This window comes from Halomonas sp. KM-1 (assembly GCF_000246875.1).
Classification (GTDB): Bacteria; Pseudomonadota; Gammaproteobacteria; order Pseudomonadales; family Halomonadaceae; genus Halomonas; species Halomonas aerodenitrificans.
The window spans coordinates 35,330-54,330 of sequence record NZ_BAEU01000150.1 but is presented as its reverse complement, the minus strand read 5'-3'; the positions used below and the strand labels follow the sequence as shown (position 1 = coordinate 54,330).

At 65.8% G+C, this 19,001-nt stretch carries 17 protein-coding genes; all 17 read left to right on the top strand.

Annotated features, from left to right (window positions below; all coding sequences use genetic code 11):
• Positions 1-31: 31 nt before the first annotated feature.
• A complete protein-coding gene (locus B8115_RS19440; protein WP_010629523.1) occupies positions 32-1,111 on the top strand; it encodes an NAD(P)-dependent alcohol dehydrogenase in 1,080 nt (359 codons plus the stop codon).
• 168 nt (positions 1,112-1,279) lie between these two features.
• Positions 1,280-2,395 carry a substrate-binding domain-containing protein gene (locus B8115_RS19435; protein ID WP_010629522.1) on the top strand — a complete coding sequence of 372 codons (1,116 nt, stop codon included), beginning with the start codon at positions 1,280-1,282 and terminating at the stop codon, positions 2,393-2,395.
• 228 nt (positions 2,396-2,623) lie between these two features.
• The gene (locus B8115_RS19430) at positions 2,624-3,793 is read left to right on the top strand and encodes an ABC transporter ATP-binding protein (RefSeq protein WP_010629521.1); all 1,170 of its coding nucleotides are present in this window, start codon (positions 2,624-2,626) and stop codon (positions 3,791-3,793) included.
• On the top strand, positions 3,786-4,673 hold the full coding sequence (locus tag B8115_RS19425) for an ABC transporter permease (protein ID WP_010629520.1): 888 nt from the start codon (positions 3,786-3,788) through the stop codon (positions 4,671-4,673). Before B8115_RS19430 ends, B8115_RS19425 begins: the two co-directional genes overlap by 8 nt.
• 154 nt (positions 4,674-4,827) lie before the next feature.
• Positions 4,828-5,634, top strand: coding sequence for an ABC transporter permease (locus B8115_RS19420; protein WP_010629519.1), 807 nt, complete (start codon positions 4,828-4,830; stop codon positions 5,632-5,634).
• A 208-nt stretch (positions 5,635-5,842) separates the two neighbouring features.
• Positions 5,843-6,574 (top strand): GntR family transcriptional regulator, encoded by a 732-nt coding sequence (locus B8115_RS19415; RefSeq protein ID WP_010629518.1) that lies wholly within the window; start codon positions 5,843-5,845, stop codon positions 6,572-6,574.
• Positions 6,575-6,684: 110 nt separating this feature from the next.
• Positions 6,685-7,644: a C4-dicarboxylate TRAP transporter substrate-binding protein gene (locus B8115_RS19410; RefSeq protein ID WP_010629517.1), complete on the top strand. Its 960-nt coding sequence runs from the start codon at positions 6,685-6,687 to the stop codon at positions 7,642-7,644.
• Between the two features lie 98 nt (positions 7,645-7,742).
• Positions 7,743-8,234 (top strand): TRAP transporter small permease, encoded by a 492-nt coding sequence (locus B8115_RS19405; protein WP_010629516.1) that lies wholly within the window; start codon positions 7,743-7,745, stop codon positions 8,232-8,234.
• A complete protein-coding gene (locus tag B8115_RS19400; protein ID WP_010629515.1) occupies positions 8,231-9,520 on the top strand; it encodes a TRAP transporter large permease in 1,290 nt (429 codons plus the stop codon). The genes B8115_RS19405 and B8115_RS19400 overlap by 4 nt, the downstream gene beginning before the upstream one ends.
• Positions 9,521-9,551: 31 nt before the next feature.
• A complete protein-coding gene (uxaC, locus tag B8115_RS19395) occupies positions 9,552-10,973 on the top strand; it encodes a glucuronate isomerase (protein ID WP_010629514.1) in 1,422 nt (473 codons plus the stop codon).
• Between the two features lie 34 nt (positions 10,974-11,007).
• On the top strand, positions 11,008-12,219 hold the full coding sequence (gene manD, locus B8115_RS19390; RefSeq protein ID WP_010629513.1) for a D-mannonate dehydratase ManD: 1,212 nt from the start codon (positions 11,008-11,010) through the stop codon (positions 12,217-12,219).
• 13 nt (positions 12,220-12,232) lie between these two features.
• A complete protein-coding gene (locus B8115_RS19385; protein WP_010629512.1) occupies positions 12,233-13,264 on the top strand; it encodes a zinc-binding alcohol dehydrogenase family protein in 1,032 nt (343 codons plus the stop codon).
• 97 nt (positions 13,265-13,361) lie between these two features.
• Positions 13,362-14,330 (top strand): TRAP transporter substrate-binding protein, encoded by a 969-nt coding sequence (locus tag B8115_RS19380; RefSeq protein ID WP_010629511.1) that lies wholly within the window; start codon positions 13,362-13,364, stop codon positions 14,328-14,330.
• A gap of 69 nt (positions 14,331-14,399) precedes the next feature.
• Positions 14,400-15,014 carry a TRAP transporter small permease gene (locus tag B8115_RS19375; RefSeq protein WP_010629510.1) on the top strand — a complete coding sequence of 205 codons (615 nt, stop codon included), beginning with the start codon at positions 14,400-14,402 and terminating at the stop codon, positions 15,012-15,014.
• The gene (locus B8115_RS19370) at positions 15,005-16,288 is read left to right on the top strand and encodes a TRAP transporter large permease (protein WP_010629509.1); all 1,284 of its coding nucleotides are present in this window, start codon (positions 15,005-15,007) and stop codon (positions 16,286-16,288) included. The genes B8115_RS19375 and B8115_RS19370 overlap by 10 nt, the downstream gene beginning before the upstream one ends.
• Positions 16,285-17,760, top strand: a complete 1,476-nt coding sequence (locus B8115_RS19365; RefSeq protein ID WP_010629508.1) for a mannitol dehydrogenase family protein — start codon at positions 16,285-16,287, stop codon at positions 17,758-17,760. The genes B8115_RS19370 and B8115_RS19365 overlap by 4 nt, the downstream gene beginning before the upstream one ends.
• 16 nt (positions 17,761-17,776) lie before the next feature.
• A complete protein-coding gene (gene uxuA, locus B8115_RS19360; protein WP_010629507.1) occupies positions 17,777-18,955 on the top strand; it encodes a mannonate dehydratase in 1,179 nt (392 codons plus the stop codon).
• Positions 18,956-19,001: the final 46 nt, after the last annotated feature.

Here is a 19,001-nt window from a genome sequence, read left to right as displayed (position 1 = left end):
CAACGACCAGATGACATGAGGAAGCCACGCCATGCCTGCCATGATGAAAGCCGCCATCTTCGTCGAGCCCGGCCGCATCGAGATCGACGACAAGCCGATACCCGACATCGGCCCCAACGACGCCCTGATCCGCGTCACCACCACCACGATCTGCGGTACCGACGTGCACATCCTCAAGGGCGAGTACCCGGTCGAGCGCGGGCTCACCATCGGGCATGAGCCGGTTGGCGTGATCGAGAAGCTGGGCGCCAACGTGCGCGGTTACCAGGAGGGGCAGCGGGTCATCGCCGGCGCCATCTGCCCCAGTTTCACCTCCTATGCCTGCCAGGACGGCTGCTGCGCCCAGGATGGCGGCCACCATGCCCACGGCTACAAGCCGATGGGCGGCTGGCGCTTCGGTAACACCATCGACGGCGCCCAGGCGGAGTACCTGCTGGTGCCGGATGCCCAGGCCAACCTCGCCCCGGTACCCGATGGACTGACCGACGAGCAAGTGCTGATGTGTCCCGACATCATGTCGACCGGCTTTGCCGGTGCCGAATCCGCGGGCATCAAGATCGGCGACAGCGTCGCGGTGTTCGCCCAGGGGCCCATCGGTCTGTGCGCCACGGCCGGTGCCAGGCTGCGCGGTGCCGGGCTGATCATCGTCGTGGATGGGGTCGATGAGCGCCTGGCCATGGCGCGGCAGATGGGCGCGGACGTGACCCTGGATTTTCGCAAGGTCGACGTGGTCGAGGAGATTCTGCGCATCACCGGCGGACGTGGCGTGGACGCTTCCATCGAGGCGCTGGGGCTGCAATCCACCTTCGAAGCTGCGCTCCGGGTGGTCAAGCCGGGCGGTACCCTGTCGAGCCTGGGTGTCTATTCGAGCGATCTCACCATTCCGTTGGGCGCCTTCTGTGCCGGCCTGGGAGATCACAAGATAGTCACCTCGCTCTGCCCCGGCGGCAAGGAGCGCATGCGGCGGCTGATGCAGGTGATCGAAACTGGGCGTATCGACCTCGGCCCCATGGTCACCCACCGCTATGCGCTGGAGGACATCGTCGAGGCCTACGACCTTTTCTCCCATCAGCGCGATGGCGTCTTGAAGGTGGCGATACAAGCAAGCTGAATAACGTTGAAACGGCATACGCTCTTTTCTGCACAGGCTGCTACCCTTCGTTACATGGGATTGAACGGTCATTCAATGTTCATCCTCTCGTCATGAAGTCACGCGATAAGGGGCGGGGGCAGAACCCCGCCTTTGTCACCTGTGCAAGTTCCTCATGGAGAGCTCGTCATGTCGTTCACTCGCCGCCGTTTCCTCAAAGGCACCCTGGCTGCCGGCGCGGTCGCCACCGTTCCTTCGTTCTACATCAACAAGGTGCTGGCCCAGGAGCAGACCCTGCGCATCTATGCCTGGGCGGGCTACTTCACCGACGAGATGCTGGCCGACTTCACCGAGAAGACCGGCATCCGCGCCACCTTCACCCCTTACGGCACCAACGACGAGTTGATGAACTCGCTGCGCGCCTCCGACGGCTCGGGCTTCGACGTGATCATGCCCACCGTGGACCGTGTGCCGGGCTACCTGGATTACGACCTGATTCAGCCGCTGGATGAATCGCGCATCAATTGGTCCGGGGCACTCGACAGCGCCATCGAGGGCTCCGAGGTTGGTGGCGTGGTCAACGGTCAGCGTTTCTTTGCCCCCAGCGACTGGGGCACCGAGGCCATCACCTGGCATCGCCGCTTCGTCGATATCGACCGCGCCAACCTCAGCTATGCCGACCTGTGGAACCCCGAGCACGGCCAGGGGGTGACGGTGCGTGGCCACTCGGCGCTAGTGGGTATCGGCCTGTGGCTGGAGCGCGAGGGCAGGCTGCCTTACCCGCTGCTCGACTCCTACAAGAGCGAGGAGGCCATGCGCGCCAACTTCGACGTCATCCTCGAGGAGGCGGTCAAGCACAAGCAGATGCTGGTGCAGTTCTGGAACACCGAGAACGAGGCTCAGGCCGCTTTCCGCACCAACGGCGCCGTCATCGGCCAGACCTGGGACTCCACCGCCTTCCGCCTGCGCCAGGAGGGCGAGGACATCGCCTACGGTGCGCCGAAGGAAGGCGCGATGGCGTGGATGGAGGGCTTCGTGATTCCCAAGAATGCCCAGAACCCCGATGCCGTGTACGAGCTGATCAACTGGTACTACACCCCCGAGGCGGGCGCCATGTTCGCCGAGGCCACCGGCTACAACTCCACCTCCAAGGGCGCCACCGAGCTGCTGCCCGACGAGACCCGCCAGTTCTTCACCGACTCCTACACCGATGAGGACCTGGCCAACCTGTGGTGGTGGCCGATCCAGGAGCCGTGGTACGTGGCCCTGCGCAATGAGTACCAGGATCGCTATCTCAGCGCTTAGGGATGAAAGTGGCTGCGCTCGGCCATACGTCGTTAAAAATCAGCTTAAGATGCTCATTTACTACAGTAAACTCCGCTCTTTCGCTGATTTTTGCCTAGTCTGGCCATCGCACGCCGACTTTCCGCAAGTAGCTCTAAAAGGCGGCTTCGATGAGATATCGAAGCCGCTTTACCCCCTGACGCTACGGTGTCAAAAGAATCAGCAATACAGAACATAGGCAGTCATTGAATGGACGGTAGCGTCAGACTGGACGAGGTGGTGATGCGCTTCGGCGATTTCACCGCCATCGAGAAGATCTCGCTTGCGATAGGCTCAGGCGAATTTTTCAGCTTTCTCGGCCCCTCGGGCTGCGGCAAGACCACCCTGCTCAACATCGTCAGCGGGTTTCTCGTACCCAGCGAAGGGCAGGTGTACATCGGGGACGAACCCATGGCCGGGGTGCCGGTGAATCGCCGGCCCACGGCGATGATCTTCCAGAACCTGGCGCTCTTCCCCCTGATGACCGTATTCGAGAACATCGAGTTCGGTCTCGAGGTGCGCGGGGTCGACAAGCGCAAGCGGCGTGAGGTGTCCGAGCGTCTGCTGGCGCTGGTGGCGCTGGAGGGCAGCGGCCCGAAGATGGTGACCGAGCTCTCCGGCGGGCAGAAGCAGCGCGTGGCCATCGCCCGTGCCCTGGCGGTGGAGCCCCGGGTGCTGCTGCTCGACGAGCCGCTCTCGGCGCTCGACCTCAAGCTGCGCCAGCACATGCGCACCGAACTCAAGGCGATCCAGCGCAAGACCGGCATTACCTTCATCTACATCACCCACGACCAGGGCGAGGCGCTGAACATGTCCGACCGGGTGGCAGTGATGTCGGCCGGGCGCATTCAGCAGGTCGCCGACCCCATGACGCTCTATCGCCAGCCGGCCACCGGCTTCGTCGCCGCCTTCGTCGGGGAGAACAACCGTCTCCAGGCGCGCGTGATCGACTGTGAAGGCGAGCGGGTGCGCCTCGACGGTGGTGCCCTGGGCGAACTGGCGGGGCGGGTGAGCGGTGCCGCGCGTCTGAGCAACGGCGAGGCGGCGGTGCTGTTTGTGCGGCCCGAGCATCTGCGTCCGGTGGAGCCCCAGGCCTCGGGCCCGAAGCTCGAAGCCGAGATCGAGGCGGTGCACTTCGAGGGCGCCTGGGTGATGCTCGAGACGCGCCTGATCGCCTCGGGCGAGAAGCTGCGCGTTCAACTCGGCCATGAGCTTTCGCGCAGTCAGGCCGGCGCTTTCAGCGTGGGTCAGCGGCTCGCCTTCGGCTTCGATCCGGCCGACGCCGTGGTGCTGCCCGACGACGGCAGTCCGGTGGTGGACGAGGAGACCGGCGAGGTCGTGGAAGGGCGCCCGGCGTCGGCAGGGGGTACCCATGTTTAGGCAACTGCGGGCCCGCTTCGGTGGGCCGCTGGCGATGGCCATCGTCACCCTGCTGGGTATCTGGCTGATCGTGATGGTGACCCTGCCGCAACTGCAGATGATCGAGTACTCGCTGCGGCCCAACCTGCTGCCGGCGCAGATCGGCGGGCCCGACGATCGGCTCACGCTGGCCAACTACGCCACCCTGTTCAACAACGACATCCACCGCACCATCTTCTTCAAGACCATCTGGTCGAGCGTGCTGGTCACGCTGCTGACGCTGGCGGTGAGCTATCCGCTGGCCTGGTACCTGGCCAAGGTGGCGACCCCGCGGCAGGCGGCGCTGTGCATCCTGCTGCTGATCATCCCGTTCTGGATCAACGAGATCCTGCGTACCTACTCGTGGTTCATCATCCTGGCGTTTCGCGGCCCGCTCAACGAGGTGCTGATGATGCTGGGACTGATCGATCGGCCCATCCGCTTCCTTAGCGGCAACGGCGGGGTGATGGTGGGCATGGTCTACGCCTATATCCTGTTCATGGTGTTTCCGGTCTACAACGCTATCGAGAGCCTCGACGACAACCAGGTGCGCGCCGCCCGGGATCTCGGTGCCGGCACCGTGCGCACCCATCGGCGTATCGTCATTCCCCACGCCAAGCCGGGCATCGCCACCGGTTGCATCATGACCTTCATGCTGGCGGCGGGCAGCTACGCGGTGCCGGCGCTGCTCGGCTCGCCGGGCAGCCGCTGGTTCACCCAGATCATCTACAACTGGTTCTTCGAGGGCGGCAACTGGAACCAGGGCGCGGCCTACGCCTTCCTGCTGCTGGTGCTGTGTATCGGCTTCATGTCGTTGATCATGAAAATATTCAAAGTGGGGCTGGGGGATATCGGAAAATGAGGGAACCACCGCATAAATGCCTGCACGAACGAATCGCTGCGTTGCGCGGTGCGCGTAATCCTCACATATACCCCATATGCTCCGGTTACTGTGCTCCGTGCGCCTTGCGCTTCATTTCGCTCGCCGATTTCTGCGGCGCTTCCGGTAAAAAGATATGAGCTCTCAACGCTTCCTCGCCTTCGGCCTGCGCTTCTACGTGGTGATCTTCTTTATCTATCTGTTCCTGCCGCTGATCATTATGGCGGCGGCCACCTTCAATGACAGCCGCTTCCCCACCGTGACGCCCTGGGACGGCACCACGCTGCGCTGGTTCGGCGAGCTCGCTGCCGACCGCGGCATGTGGCAGGCGCTCGCCAACAGCCTGATCGTGGCCGCCGGGGTGCTGGTGGTGGCGGTGCCCATCGGTATCGCCACGGCGCTGTTCCTCAATACCGTGACCAGTCGTGCCAAGCCGTTCCTGTATGCCCTAATCCTCTCGCCGCTGCTCACGCCCGGTGTGATCATCGGCATCTCCACGCTGATCTTCTGGCGTCAGTTCGGCGTCAGTGGTGGGATCTTCCTCACCGTGCTGGGTCAGGCCACCTTCATCGCCGCCTACGTGATGCTGATGGTCACCGCGCGGCTGCAGCGCTTCGACCGCACCATGGAACGCGCGGCGCTGGACCTCGGTGCCAGCCAGTGGCAGATGTTCCGGCGCATCCTGCTGCCGTACCTCAAGCCGGCGCTCTACTCGGCGGCGGTGATCGCCTTCCTGCAATCCTTCGAGAACTACAACACCACCCTGTTCGTAGTGGGCTACGACACTACTCTGACGGTCTACATCGCCTCCAAGGTGCGCACCGGTTTGACGCCGGCGGTGAACGCCCTGGGGCTGATCCTGATCCTGGTGACGGTGCTGTTTGCCGCCATCTACGAGCTCAAGCGGCGGCGCGAGGCCGCACGTGCAGTGCAAGGGGTGTAACTGGTGTAGCTGCTGTAACTAACGGACAGGGGCGGCCGCGAGGCCGCCCCTGTCCTCGTGTAACGCTTCCTCGTTTTCTCATCGAACGTCGAACTCCGGACTCGACCAAAGTCTAGTCGAGCGAGCCTTTCTGTTTTCTAGTCTAACTACCATACTAGTTGTGTCAGTTGGCGGCAGCGCCTTTTCGCACGCGATTCGGAATAGATCCATGAACAAGACCCTACAAACGCTATGGCAGGAGACCCGCGAGAGCGACTCGGTGCGCCAGCGGCTCTATCAGGTATTGCGCCAGTCGATCATCCGCATGGTGCTGGAGCCCGGCCAGGCGCTGTCCGAGAAGGAGCTCGCCGATGCCTTTGCCGTCAGCCGCCAGCCGGTGCGGGAAGCCTTCATTCGGCTCTCCGAGGCGGGGCTGGTGGAAGTGCGCCCCCAGAGAGGCACCTACGTGGTGCGGATCTCGCGTCAGGCCGTGCTGGAAGCACGCTTCCTTCGCGAGGCGGTGGAGGTGGCGATCGCCCGGGAGGCCGCCGAGAAGGGCCTGGCTCCTGCGGTGCTGAGGGAGCTGAACGAGCTGATCGAGCGCCAGCGCGGCTGCATCGATCCCGTCGATCACGACCGTTTCTACCTGCTCGATGAAGCTTTTCACCGTACTTTGGCGCTCGAGGTGGGCAACACCATGGCGTGGCGCGTGATCGAGGACGTCAAGGCGCAGCTGGACCGGGTCCGCTACTTGAGCGTCCCGGATTCGACGCCGATCGCCAAGCTTACCGATCAGCACCAGGCCGTGGTGACGGCCATCGCCGCACGCCAACCGGAGCAGGCCGCCCAGGCCATGGCCGCGCATCAGCGCGAAATCCTGCTCTCCCTGCCGGAGCTGGAGCGGCGTTTCCCGACGATGTTCGAGACGACCGCCGTTGCGGCCCTCTTGGCAGAAACATGAACTAGTAGAAACAGGAATGAATAGGCAGCGCCCCTGGCCAGCGCTGCGACAGGCAAATACAGCTAACGAAGCGACCAGACCACAGTAATAACAAGACTCAGGAGCCCGTCATGAAAATCCAGACCCTCGTTCCCGCGCTGGCACTGCTGCTGGCCGGTAACGCCGCCCAGGCCGCCTACCAGCTCAATCTCTCGTCCGCCCTCAGCTCCCAGGACCCCATCGTGCAGGCGATGGAGAGTGCCAGTGAGGCGATTGCGCAGCGCTCGGAAGGCGAGCTGACCGTACGCGTCTTTCCCAACAGCCAGCTCGGCTCCGACGAGGACGTGGTCGAGCAGATCCGCAGCGGCGCCAACATCGCCATTCTGATCGACGCCGGGCGGCTCTCCGAGTACCAGCCCGAGTTGGGCATTCTGAGTGCGCCCTACCTGGTCGAGGATCACACCGACTACGACCGGATAACCTCGTCCGAGCTCTACCAGGAGTGGGTCGAGGGGCTGGCCGACAGCAGCGGCCTGCGCCTGCTCAACTACAACTGGTTCCAGGGCTCGCGCCACATGCTGACCAAGAAGCTGGTCGAGGCGCCCGAGGACCTGCGCGGGGTGCGTGTGCGCACCATCAACTCGCCGGTGTGGCTGCGCACCATCGAGTCGATGGGCGCCACGCCCACGCCGCTGCCCTGGTCGGAGGTCTACTCCGCGCTGCAGCTCGGCGCGATCGACGGCGCCGAGGCGCAGCTCACCGCCGCCGAGGGCCAGAACCTGCACGAGGTGATCACCCATATTGCGCTGACCGGCCATATCCACCTGATGACCGGCATTGCCACCTCCGAGCAGTGGTATCAATCGCTGCCCGAGGAGCTGCGCACCATTCTCGACGAGGAACTCCAGCGTGCGGGCGAGGAGGCCAGTCAGGCCACCGTCGAGGCCCAGGACGCCGTGCGCGAGCGCATGGAGGCGGAAGGGGTGACCTTCACTGCCGTGGACGTCGAGCTGTTCCGCGAGCGTGTCGGCGGCGTCTACGACGAACTCGGCTACGGCCAGTATCGCGACCAACTGACCGCGGGAGAGTGAGCCTGGCGGCCCTTGTCGCCTCGGCGGCAAGGGGCGGTCGACTTGCACGCCGTTCCATGGAATCGGCCGGAGACGCTCCGGCTCCGAGGACCTTCGACATGTGGTACTGGTACGACCGATTCGAGGCCTGGCTCGCCGTTGTGCTGCTGGGCGCGACGTCCCTCACGCTGCTGGCGAGCTCCACGGCGCGCGCCATCGGCCAGCCCTTCGCCGGCGGCGCCGAGCTGGCCCAACTGCTGTTCATCTGGACCGCCGTGTTGGGGGCCGACATCACCCTGCGCCACGGCGGCCAGGTACGCATCGACGCCCTGTCCATCAGGCTGCCGCTGCCTTTGCAGCGCTTGGTCACCGGGCTGTGTCTGGTGCTGATGCTGAGCTTCCTGGCCCTGCTGGTGCGCTATGGCTTCCCCCTGGCGTTATCCAACTGGCAGCGCCCCATGGGCGTAGCCGGGCTGAGCTATGGCTACATCACCCTGGCGCTGCCAGTAGGGGCCAGCCTGATGATCGTTTCCCTACTGCGTCGCGTGGCGGCCAAGGGCATCGTGATGAGCCTGGCGCCGGACACCGAGATCGTGGAGAAGCACTCATGACGGCCGCGCTGCTGCTGGGCCTGGGGCTGCTGCTGATGGCCATCGGTATGCCCGTAGCCTTCGCCATCGGCATTGCCGGCTTCACCTACTTCTTCCTGCCCGATACCTTTCTGCCGACCAACATCGGGGTGCAGCGCATCGTTTCGGCGACTCAGTCGTTTCCGCTGCTGGCGGTGCCGCTGTTCATCTTCATCGGTCACCTGATGAACGCCAGCGGCATCACGCCGCGGCTGATTCGGCTCTCCACGCTGCTGGCCGGCTGGATGAGCGGCGGCCTGGCCCAGGCCAGCATCGTGCTCAGCACGCTGATGGGCGGCGTCTCCGGTTCGGCGGTGGCCGATGCCGCGATGCAGTCGCGGGTGCTGGGCAAGGGCATGATCCAGGAGGGCTACACCCCGGGTTTCTCCGGCGCGGTGCTGGCCATCGGCGGGCTGATCACCGCCACCATTCCGCCGAGCATCGGCCTGATCCTCTACGGCTACCTGGGCGAGGTCTCCATCGGCCGGCTGTTCATCGCCGGCGTGGTGCCGGGCTTTTTGCTGATGGTGGCGCTGATGGTGACGACCTTCTTCGTCGCCAAGCGGCGCGGCTACGCACCGGTACGCGAAAAGCTGCCGAGCGGGCGCGAGGTGCTCGCCGCCGCGCGCAGCAGCATCTGGGCGCTGCTGTTCCCGGTGTGGCTGCTGGTAGGCATTCGCTACGGCCTGTTCACCCCCACCGAGGCGGGGGCCTTCGCCGTGGCCTATGCGCTGCTGGTGGGCTGCGTGATCCATCGCGAGATGGGTCTGCGCGAAATCCTCACGGCGATGCACGCCAGCGTACGCGACATCGGCATGATCATGCTGATCATCATGTTCTCGGGAATCATCGGCTACGTGGTCTCCTTCGAGCGGGTACCGCAGACCATCGCCGAGTTGACGCTGGGCGTCTTCGCCAGTCCCACCGCGCTGCTGCTGACCCTGGCCGTGCTGCTGGTGCTGCTCGGCATGCTGCTCGAGGCCACCGTGGTGGTGATGCTGCTCACGCCGATCCTGGTGCCGGTGATCAAGGCCGCCGGCATCGATCCGGTGCACTTCGGACTGCTGATGATGACGCTGGTGACCTTCGGCGGCATGACGCCACCGGTGGGCATCTCGATGTACACCGTGTGCGGCATCCTGCGCTGCTCCTTCTTCGACTACAGCCGCGAGCTGCTGCCCTTCGCCGTGGCGGTGTTCGTGGTGGTGCTCGGCATCATCTTCTTCCCCGACATCGTGCTGTTCCTGCCCAACTGGCTGATGGGCTGAGCATGAGCGAGCGATAGCTATGGAGGGTTCAATGGCCTTCACCGACAAGATCGCCTTCATGGGGTCGGATTTCCTGCTCGAGAACGAGCCGGCACGCCGGCTCTACCACGAGCATGCCGCGGCCATGCCGATCTGCGACTACCACTCGCACCTGAGCCCGCAAGAGATCGCCGGCAACGTGCAGTTCGACAACCTCACCGAACTGTGGCTCAAGGGCGACCATTACAAGTGGCGGGCGATGCGCATTGCCGGCATCGACGAGCGGCGCATCACCGGCGAGGCGAGCGACCGCGAGCGCTTCCAGGCCTGGGCCGAAACGGTGCCGCACTGCCTCGGCAATCCGCTCTATCACTGGACCCACCTTGAGCTGCGCCATCCGCTGGGCATCGAGAACACGCTGCTCTCGCCGGCCACCGCCGAGGAGGTCTGGACCACCGCACGCGAGAGGCTGGCCACGCCCCAGCTGAGCGCCCAGGGCATCCTCGAGCGCTTCGACGTGCGCACCGTCTGCACCACCGATGACCCGGTGGACGATCTGGCGCTGCACCGGCGCCATGCCGAGAGCGGGGCGGCCCCCGCCATGTTGCCGACCTTCCGTGCCGATACCGTGCTCAAGATCGAGCAGGCCGGCTTCGTCGACTATCTCGGCGAACTGGAGCGTGCCAGTGGCGTGGCTATCCGCGGCTACGACGACCTGCTGGCGGCGCTCTACCAGCGCCTCGAGCACTTCGCCGCCCACGGCTGCTGTCTCTCCGACCACAGCCTGGAGAAGCCGGTGTTCGTTGCACCGCCGAGCACGGCCGAACTCGACCGGCTGATCGAGCGTCGCCGCCAGGGCAGAGCGCTGAGTAGCGACGAGAGCGCTTCCTTCACCACCGCAGTGCTGCTGTGGCTGGGGCGCGAGTATGCCCGCCGCGGCTGGGTGATGCAGCTCCATCTCGGCGCGCTGCGCAGCTTGAGCCAGCGCGGCCTGGCTGAGGTCGGCGCCAACAGCGGCTTCGATGCGATAGGGGACGTGACCTACGCCGAGCCGCTGGCGGCGATTCTCGATGCGCTGGATCGCGACCGGGCGCTGCCGCGCACCGTGGTCTACAACCTCAACCCCCGCGACAACGAGATGCTGGCGAGCCTGGTCGGCTCGTTCGCCAGCGACGGCATTCCCGGCAAGCTGCAGTTCGGTGCCGCCTGGTGGTTCAACGACCAGCGCGACGGCATCGAGCGCCAGCTCGTCACCCAGATGAACTTCGGCCTGTTGCGCCACTTCGTCGGCATGCTCACCGATTCGCGCAGCCTCTTGTCGTTCTCCCGTCACGACTACTTCCGCCGCATCTTCTGCCAGATGCTCGGCACGCAGATCCAGCGCGGCGAGCTGCCGAACGATCTCGACCGTATCGGCGAGCTGGTGCGGGCGGTGTGCTACGACAACGTGCAGCGCTACCTCTGCGAAAGATAGGGCTCCCCCTCCACCTCACTGCGACGGAAGCTTCATGAAAATCAGCGATGCCTATGTGATTGTCACCTCGCCGGGGCGCAACTTCGTCACCCTCAAGATCGTCACCGAGTCGGGCACCTACGGCATCGGCGATGCCACCCTGAACGGCCGCGAGATGGCGGTGGTGGCCTATCTCGAGGAGCACGTGATTCCCGCCCTGATCGGGCGCGACGCCAGCCGCATCGAGGACATCTGGCACTACCTCTATCGCGGCGCCTACTGGCGTCGGGGGCCGGTGACCATGGCGGCGGTGTCGGCGGTGGACCTGGCGCTGTGGGACATCAAGGCCAAGGCGGCGGGCATGCCGCTCTATCAGCTGCTCGGCGGCAAGAGCCGCGAGCGGGTGATGACCTATGCCCACTGCACCGGGCGCGACATCGAAGGCTGTCTGGCCGAGGTGGAGAAGCACGTCAAGCTCGGCTATCGCGCCGTGCGCGTGCAGTCCGGCGTGCCCGGCATCCCGACCATCTACGGCGTGGCCAAGCGCGAGGGCGAGCGCTACGAGCCGGCGGACTCCGACTTGCCTGCCGAGCACGTGTGGAGCACCGAGAAGTACCTCAACCACGTGCCCAAGCTGTTCGCCGCGGTGCGCGAGCGCTTCGGCGAGGAGCTGCACGTGCTGCACGACGTGCATCACCGGCTCACCCCCATCGAGGCGGCGCGGCTGGGCAAGGCGGTGGAGCCCTACCACCTGTTCTGGCTCGAGGACTGCGTGCCGGCCGAGAACCAAGAGAGCTTCCGCCTGATCCGCCAGCACACCACCACGCCGCTGGCGGTGGGGGAGGTGTTCAACTCGATCCACGACTACCGCGAGCTGCTCGAGAACCAGTGGATCGACTACGTGCGCACGCCGCTCTCCCACGGCGGTGGCATCACCCACGTGCGCCGTATCGCCGACCTGGCCGCGCTCTACCACGTGCGCACCGGCTTCCACGGGCCGACGGATCTGTCGCCGGTGTGCCTGGGCGCGGCAATCCACTTCGACACCTGGGTGCCCAACTTCGGCATTCAGGAGCACATGCCCCACACCCTGGAGACCGACGCCGTCTTCCCCCACGACTACCGCTTCGAGGACGGTCACTTCCTGGTCGGCGAAGCGCCGGGACACGGCGTCGACATCGACGAGGCCCTGGCCAAGCAGTACCCCTACAAGCGCGCCAGCCTGCCGGTCAACCGGCTGGAAGACGGCACGCTTTGGCACTGGTGAGGAGAGCGCACCGATGAAAGCCTTTCAGGTCAATGCACCGCTGGACTATGCCGTCGTCGAGACAGAGGCGCCCCGCGCCGCTGCCGGCGAAGTGCTGGTGAAGGTGGCCTTCGCCGGGATCTGCGGTTCCGACATGCACATCATCCATGGCGACAACGCCTTCGTACGCTTCCCGCGCATTACCGGACACGAGTTCGCCGGTACGGTCGAGGCGCTGGGCGAGGGCGTCGAGGGCATCGAGATCGGCGCCCGGGTGTGCATCGACCCGGTGGTCAGCTGTGGGCGCTGCTACCCGTGCCGCATCGGCCGCCCCAACGTGTGCAGCGCACTGCAGGTGATCGGTGTGCACCGCGACGGCGGCTTCGAGGAGTGGGTCAACGTGCCGGCAGCCAACGTCCACCTGCTGCCCGAGGGCCTGGGGCTGGAGGCCGGCGCGCTGGTGGAACCCTATTCCATCGCCGCCAACGTGCTGGAGAGGATGCAGCCGCTGCGCGGCGACCGCCTGCTGATCTACGGTGCCGGGGTGATCGGCCTGACCATCTTGCAGATGGCTCGCGCCCTGGGCATCGAGGACATCACCGTCATCGACCTGATCGAGGAGCGCCTGGCCACGGCCCGAGAGCTCGGCGCCACGCGCACCTGGCACGGCAAGGAGGACGTCGAGGCCGTGGTGAGCGAGCTGACCGGCGGCGAGGGCATGCCGTTGATCGCCGATGCCGCCTGCGTGCCGGCGCTGCTGCCGCAGATGCTGCGCATTGCCTCGCCGGCGGGGCGTATCGGCCTGCTCGGCTTCAACCCCACCCCCAGCGACCTGGTGCAGTTGGAGGTGATCAAGAAGGAGCTGAGCCTGGTCGGCTCGCGGCTCAACAACCGCAAGTTTCCGGAGGTGCTCGAGCGCATGGCCTCGGGGCGTCTCGATCCGCTGGCGCTGGTCAGTCATCGCCTGCCCTTCGACGACATGCCCGGTGCCATCCACATGCTCGATCACCATCCCGAAAGGGCTCGCAAGGTGCTGATCGGTATCGGTGCCGATACCGGTGCCTGAGCCAGCTCGAGGCGACAGCGGCATCGCCATGTTGCGATGCCCCATAACAGCAGCAACAACACATCAACAACAACCAGTAAGAAGAAGGAGCTACGCCATGTTCAAACGACTCGTCACCGGCGCCGTCCTCGGGGCGGCTCTCATCGGCAGCCAATCCCTTATGGCTGCCGAGGTCACGCTACGCTTCGGTCACCTGGCCAATGAGCAGAACATCTGGCATCAGGCCGCCGAACGCTTCAAGGAGCTGGTCGAGGAGAACTCCGACGGCCGTATCGAGGTGCTGCTCTATCCCAACGAGCAGCTCGGCAACGAGATGGACGTCATCAACAGTATCCAGCTCGGCACCGCCGACATGACCATCACCGGCGAGAGCCTGCAGAACTGGGCGCCCAAGGCGGCCATGATGGCGGTGCCCTATGCCTTCCGCGACGCCGAGCATCTGCGCCAGGCGGTGGAGAGCGAGATCGGCGAGCAGATCGAGGCGCAGATCGCCGAGCGCGCCAACCTGGTGCCGCTGGCCTGGTTCGAGCGCGGCCCGCGGGAACTGACCTCCAACCGACCGATTCGCCATCCCGATGATCTCGACGGCATTCGCCTGCGGGTGCCCAACGTGCCGCTGTTCGTCAGCACCTGGGAGGCGCTGGGTGCGCGCCCCACGCCGATGGCCTTCAGCGAGGTGTTCACCGCCCTGCAGCAGAACACCATCCAGGCTCAGGAGAACCCGCTCAGCCTGATCGAGAGCGCCAGCTTCAATGAGGTGCAGGACTACGTGAACCTGACCGGCCACGTGCGCAGCTGGATCTACGTGGTGATCGGCCGCAACCGGCTCGAGAGCATGCCGGAGGAGCTGCAGCAGATCGTGCGCGAGGCGGCACGCGAGATGCAGGAGTATCAGGCCGAGCTGTTCGAGGAGGATCAGCAGCGCCTGGAGCAGGCCCTGCAGGAGCGCGGCATGGAGTTCGTCGAGGTCGACATCGAAGCCTTCGCCGAGAAGGCACGACCGGCGGTGGAAGCGGCCCTCAATGACGAGCAGCGTGAGCTGTTCGACGCCATCCAGAACCTGTGAACCGACCGACCGGGCGGGCCAGGCCCGCCCATTCCTTCCGATTTGGCGAACCCCCAGCGAGGAGCGCCTATGGATATTTCCCCACAGCGTGCCGAGGACGAAGCGGCGCGTGACGGCCAGGAGGTCGTGGCCAGTCTCGAGGCGCTGTCCGCCGTGCCCGGTTTTCAGGGGCTTTTGGGTCGTGTCATCGGCTGGATGGACCGTCTGTTCATGCTGCTCGCCAATCTGGTGCTGATCGGGATTGCCGCGACCGTGCTGTTGCAGATCTCGGGCCGGCTGTTTCTGCCGTTCGCCCTGTCCTGGACCGAGGAGCTATCGCGCTATCTCTTCATCTACATGGTGGCGCTGGCGGCCGGGGTGGCGATACGCCGTCACCGGCACGTCAACGTCGAGCTCTTCCATCACCTGCTGGGGCTGCGCGCGCGAGCCGCCTATCAGGCACTGATCTGCCTGTTGATCGGCGGCTTCGCCCTGATGGTGCTGCCTGCGGCGTGGCAGTTCGCTCAGAACGGCGCCTGGCAGACCTCGCCCACCCTGAGGGTGCCCATGCTCTATATTTTCTTCTCCACCGTGGTGCTGTTCGCCCTGGTGCTGTTCTACAGCGTCATTGGCTTCTGCGAAGGCCTGCTGGCGGCGTGGCGGCCATCCACCGAGGGTGACCGGGAGGGCGCGTCATGGAAGTGATGGTGCTGTTCGGCGTGTTCCTGGTGCTGCTGGTGCTAGGCCTGCCCATCGCCTTCGCGCTGGGCATCTCGTCGCTTGCCTACCTGCTGCTGGAAGGCATCTCGCTGACCATCGTGCCGCAGCGCATGTACTCGGGTATCGATACCTTCGTGCTGCTGTGCATTCCCGGCTTCGTGCTGGCCGGCAACCTGATGAACGTGGGCAACATCACCGAGCACATCGTACGCTTCTCCAACGCTGTGGTCGGCCACATCCGCGGTGGCCTCGGCCTGGCCAACGTGGGCGGCTCGATGATCTTCGGCGGCATCTCGGGCACCGCGGTGGCCGATGCCGCCAGCATCGGCTCGGTGATGATCCCCGGTATGGCACGCTCCGGTTACGACAAGCCCTTTGCTGCCGCCGTTACCGCCGCCTCGTCGACCATCGGCCCGATCATCCCGCCCAGCGTGCCGATGATCATCGTCGGCTCGCTGGCGGGCATCTCGGTGGGGCGCATGTTCCTGGCCGGGGCCGTGCCCGGCCTGCTGCTGGGCATGGCGATGATGATCACCGTCTATCTGCTGGCGGTGAAGCGCGGCTACCCCAAAGGGCGCCGTGCCACCCTGCGCGAGCTGCTGCGTGAGGGGCGTACCGCCTTCTGGGCGCTGCTGATGACGGTGATCATCCTCTACGGCATCATCGGTGGCTTCTTCACTCCCACCGAGGCTTCCATCGTCGCCAGCCTCTATGCGCTGGTGGTGGGCATGTACGTCTACAAAGGGCTGACCTGGCGCAAGCTGCCGGCGATTCTCACCGACACCGTGCTGACCTCGTCGGCGCTGCTGCTGCTGGTGGGCCTGGCCAACCTGTTCGGCTGGATCCTCACCAGCCAGCAGATCCCCCAGACCATCGCCGCCCTGATCATGGCGATCAGCGACAACCCCATCGTGGTGATCCTGATTCTCAACCTGATCCTGCTGTTCGTCGGCGCCTTCATGGAGACCATCGCTGCGCTGATCATCCTGTTCCCGGCGCTGCTGGGTGTGGCCACCGGAATCGGCATGGACCCGGTGCACTTCGCGGTGATGGCGGTGCTCAACCTGATGATCGGCCTGACCACGCCGCCGGTGGGGGTGTGCCTGTTCGTGGTCTCGGGCATCGGCAAGCTGCAGATGCTCACCGTGGCTCGCGCCATCCTGCCGTTCCTGGTCTGCAATATTCTGGTACTGCTATTGGTGGCCTACGTGCCGGCCATCTCGCTGTGGCTTCCCGACCTGTTGATGGGGACAAGATGAACGACGTTAAACGTATCGCCGCCGCCGCGCCTACCGGGCGCATCGGCATCGTCCACCTGGGGCTGGGGGCTTTCCACCGTGCCCACCAGGCGGTCTACCTGGAGCGCTATCGGCAGCGCAGCGGCGACGATGCCTGGGGTGTTTGCAGCGCCAACCTGCGCGGCGGCGTGGCGCTGGTGGATGCCCTGTGCGACGCTGGCTGCCGCTACCACGTGGCCGAATATGCCGACCGCGATACCGTTACCCTGCGCGAGATCGGCGTGGTCGAGCAGGCTCTGTTCACCGGCCGGGACCTGGCGGGGGAGTGGGGGCGCGATCTCGCGTCGCTGCTGGCGCGCATGGCCTCGCCCGAGACGCGTATCGTCACTCTCACGGTGACCGAGAAGGGCTACTTCCTGAGCCCCGCCGAGGGCAGCCTGCTGCGTGATGATCCGCTGATCGCTCACGATATCGATCAACCCCAGGCACCGCGCACCGCGCCGGGCATTCTGGTCGAGGCCCTGGCCCGGCGGCGCAGCGCGGGCGTCCCGCCGTTCACGGTGCTGTGCTGCGACAATATGCCGAACAACGGCAAGCGCACACGGGCGGCGGTGGTGCAGCTCGCCGCCTGTCGCGACGCTGAGCTTGCCGCCTGGATCGGGCGCGAGGTGGCGTTTCCCTGCAGCATGGTCGACCGCATCGTGCCGGCCATGACCGCGGCCGATTTCGTTCGCCTGGCCGAGCTGGGCGTCGAGGACCCCAACGCCGTGGTGGGCGAGGCGTTCACTCAATGGGTGGTGGAGGATGATTTCCCCCTCGGCCGACCGGCCTGGGAGGCCGAGGGCGTGGAGATGGTCGCCGATGTGGCGCCGTTCGAGACCATGAAGCTGCGTATGCTCAACGGCAGCCACTCGCTGCTTGCCTACCTGGGCGCGCTGGATGACATCGAGACAGTGTTCGATGCGGTGAGCCGCGACGACCTGGTGGCGTTGCTGCGTCGCTACATGCTGTGCGAGGCGGAGCCGACCCTGGCGATGCCCGAGGGCACCGACCTGGTGGGCTACGCGGACTCCTTGCTGGCGCGCTTCGCCAACGACAGTCTGCGTCATCGCCTGCAGCAGATCGCCATGGACGGCTCGCAAAAGCTGCCCCAGCGCTGGCTGCACGGCGCCCTGGCGCGGCTCGAAATGGGGGATGAGGTACCGTGCACCGCGCTCGGTTTGGCGGCGTGGATCCGCTATACCGCCGGAAGCGACCTGCACGGTAATGCCCATGCCGTCGACGACCCCATGGCGGGCACCTTCAGGCTGCTGCACGAAGCCCACGACGAGGATGTCGAAGCGTTGGTGCTGGCCTTTCTCGAGCTCGACGCCGTGGTGCCACCGGCGCTGGCCGAACACGCCGGCTTTACGGGGGCGGTGGTAGCGGCCTACCGCTGCCTGACGACGTATGGCCTCGACGCCGCGCTTGCAAGGCTCGACGCCCCCACCTGATAGGGAGAGATTGGTCATGGAACACACCTGGCGCTGGTTCGGCCCCAGCGATCCGATCACCCTCGACGAGATTCGCCAGACTGGTGCCACCGGCATCGTTACGGCGCTTCACGAGATACCCAACGGTACGGCCTGGCCGATCGAAGCCATCGCCGAGCGCAAGGCAGAGATCGAAGCCGCGGGGCTGACCTGGTCGGTGGTTGAGAGCGTGCCGGTGCACGAGGCGATCAAGCAGGGCGCGCCCGAGCGTGAGCGCTATATTGCCGCCTACCGGGAGACCCTGCGCAACCTGGCGGCCTGCGGTATCGACCTCGTCTGCTACAACTTCATGCCGGTGCTCGACTGGACCCGCACCGACCTGGCCTGGCGCCTGCCGGACGGCGGCCTGGCGCTGCGCTTCGATCAGACGGCCTTCGCCGCCTTTGATCTCTATCTGCTCAAGCGCCCAGGCGTCGAGGCCGAGTACAGCGAGGCCGAACGGGCCGAGGCCAGGCGTTACCTCGACGGCCTCGACGCCGCCGGGCGCGAGGCGCTGATCGATACCGTCATTGCCGGCCTGCCGGGGGCCGAGGAGCATTACACCCTGGCGCGTTTCCAAGAGGCGCTGGACGGCTATGCCGACATCGACGCCGAGCGCCTGCGCGAGAATCTCGGCTACTTCCTGCACGCCATCGTGCCGGTGGCTGAGGAGGCTGGTTTGCGACTCGCCATTCATCCCGACGACCCGCCGCGTCCGCTGTTCGGTCTGCCGCGGGTGGTTTCCACCCCCGAGGATGCCCAGTGGCTGCTCGATGCCGCACCGAGCGAGGCCAATGGCCTGACCCTGTGCACCGGCTCCTACGGCGTGCGCGAGGACATCGATCTGGCCGACATGGCGCGCCGCTTCGGTCCGCGCATCTACTTCGCCCATCTGCGCTCGACCCGGCGCGAGGCCACCGATCCGCGCACCTTCCACGAGGCGCATCATCTTGGCGGCGACGTCGATATGGTGGCGGTGATCGCCGCGCTGGTGGCGGAGGAGCGGCGCCGCGAGCGCGAGGGCGGCCCGCGGCTGCCGCTGCGGCCGGATCACGGCCATCACATCCTTGACGACCAGCGCCGCGACACCCGCCCCGGCTATCCGCTCTACGGTCGCCTCAAGGGGCTGGCGGAGCTGCGCGGCGTAGAGCTGGCGGTGCGCCGCTTGTTTCGCTGAACGCAGCCGGTCCGAGCTGAGCGCGGCCGGCCGGCTTTATCAACCG

What these genes read in the sequence shown, in the direction of transcription:
- B8115_RS19440 (WP_010629523.1), top strand. Translation starts at nt 32, where the DNA reads ATGCCTGCCATGATGAAAGCCGCCATCTTCGTCGAGCCCGGCCGCATC.
- B8115_RS19435 (WP_010629522.1), top strand. Translation starts at nt 1,280, where the DNA reads ATGTCGTTCACTCGCCGCCGTTTCCTCAAAGGCACCCTGGCTGCCGGC.
- B8115_RS19430 (WP_010629521.1), top strand. Translation starts at nt 2,624, where the DNA reads ATGGACGGTAGCGTCAGACTGGACGAGGTGGTGATGCGCTTCGGCGAT.
- B8115_RS19425 (WP_010629520.1), top strand. Translation starts at nt 3,786, where the DNA reads ATGTTTAGGCAACTGCGGGCCCGCTTCGGTGGGCCGCTGGCGATGGCC.
- B8115_RS19420 (WP_010629519.1), top strand. Translation starts at nt 4,828, where the DNA reads ATGAGCTCTCAACGCTTCCTCGCCTTCGGCCTGCGCTTCTACGTGGTG.
- B8115_RS19415 (WP_010629518.1), top strand. Translation starts at nt 5,843, where the DNA reads ATGAACAAGACCCTACAAACGCTATGGCAGGAGACCCGCGAGAGCGAC.
- B8115_RS19410 (WP_010629517.1), top strand. Translation starts at nt 6,685, where the DNA reads ATGAAAATCCAGACCCTCGTTCCCGCGCTGGCACTGCTGCTGGCCGGT.
- B8115_RS19405 (WP_010629516.1), top strand. Translation starts at nt 7,743, where the DNA reads ATGTGGTACTGGTACGACCGATTCGAGGCCTGGCTCGCCGTTGTGCTG.
- B8115_RS19400 (WP_010629515.1), top strand. Translation starts at nt 8,231, where the DNA reads ATGACGGCCGCGCTGCTGCTGGGCCTGGGGCTGCTGCTGATGGCCATC.
- uxaC (WP_010629514.1), top strand. Translation starts at nt 9,552, where the DNA reads ATGGCCTTCACCGACAAGATCGCCTTCATGGGGTCGGATTTCCTGCTC.
- manD (WP_010629513.1), top strand. Translation starts at nt 11,008, where the DNA reads ATGAAAATCAGCGATGCCTATGTGATTGTCACCTCGCCGGGGCGCAAC.
- B8115_RS19385 (WP_010629512.1), top strand. Translation starts at nt 12,233, where the DNA reads ATGAAAGCCTTTCAGGTCAATGCACCGCTGGACTATGCCGTCGTCGAG.
- B8115_RS19380 (WP_010629511.1), top strand. Translation starts at nt 13,362, where the DNA reads ATGTTCAAACGACTCGTCACCGGCGCCGTCCTCGGGGCGGCTCTCATC.
- B8115_RS19375 (WP_010629510.1), top strand. Translation starts at nt 14,400, where the DNA reads ATGGATATTTCCCCACAGCGTGCCGAGGACGAAGCGGCGCGTGACGGC.
- B8115_RS19370 (WP_010629509.1), top strand. Translation starts at nt 15,005, where the DNA reads ATGGAAGTGATGGTGCTGTTCGGCGTGTTCCTGGTGCTGCTGGTGCTA.
- B8115_RS19365 (WP_010629508.1), top strand. Translation starts at nt 16,285, where the DNA reads ATGAACGACGTTAAACGTATCGCCGCCGCCGCGCCTACCGGGCGCATC.
- uxuA (WP_010629507.1), top strand. Translation starts at nt 17,777, where the DNA reads ATGGAACACACCTGGCGCTGGTTCGGCCCCAGCGATCCGATCACCCTC.